Source organism: Komagataeibacter kakiaceti JCM 25156, assembly GCF_000613305.1.
On sequence record NZ_BAIO01000764.1, the window covers coordinates 1 to 835 of the forward strand.

Annotated in this window: 1 pseudogene and 1 other annotated feature; the pseudogene reads right to left on the reverse strand. The window is 54.1% G+C overall.

Annotated features, from left to right (window positions below):
- Positions 1-782 (reverse strand): annotated as a pseudogene (locus JCM25156_RS31785) (IS3 family transposase); the annotation flags it as partial.
- Positions 388-504, reverse strand: a sequence feature (AL1L pseudoknot). It overlaps the preceding pseudogene by 117 nt.
- Positions 783-835 lie beyond the last annotated feature (53 nt).

An 835-nucleotide genomic window follows, 5' to 3' on the forward strand; every position in this document is an offset into this window, starting at 1 on the left:
GAATACATCAATGATGAAGGCCACATACACAAAGCCCTGCCAGGTGGAAACGTAAGTGAAATCCGAAACCCATAGCCTGTTGGGGGCTGGTGCATGGAACTGACGCCGCACCAGATCCTGTGGACAGGGCCGTGCCGGATCTGGCCGTGTGGTTCTGACTCCCTTGCCACGCATGACGCCTTTCAGTCCCATCCGGCGCATCAGCCGCTCTACCGTGCAGCGGGCGACATCCAACCCTTCACGTTTGAGCTGATGCCAGACCTTGCGCGCTCCATAGACACAGAAATTATCGTTCCAGACCCTGCAGATTTCATGACACAGCTCTTTGTCTTTCTGGCTGCGCACACAGGGATTTTCCTGTCTCGCCCGATAAGCATAATAGGCAGATGGTGCAATCGACAGAACCCTGCAGATTGACCCGACACCATATGTCTGCCGATGCTCCTCAATGAAGCGTGTCATGGCTTGAAGATGCGGTCGAGTTCCGCTTGGGCAAAATATGCTGACGCCTTGCGCAGGATTTCATTGGCCTGCCGCAATTCGCGGTTCTCTCGCTCCAGTTGCCTGATCTTCTCCCGATCAGGAAGATCACTTACCGCAGGCGCATTGGCCCGTTCATGCAGACGGGTCCATTTTGACAGCGTGTCAGGATGAATATCCAGCTTTGGAGCGATCATCATCACTGCGGACCAGCGTGATGGATGGTTCTTCTCTTCCTCCAGAACCATGCGGGCTGCACGGTCACAAAACTCAGGTGGAAAACGCTTCGATTTGTTGCTCATGAATTCTTCTTACCTCTCGGGTCGTTCTGTCTCCACAAAACCCGGGGCAATTC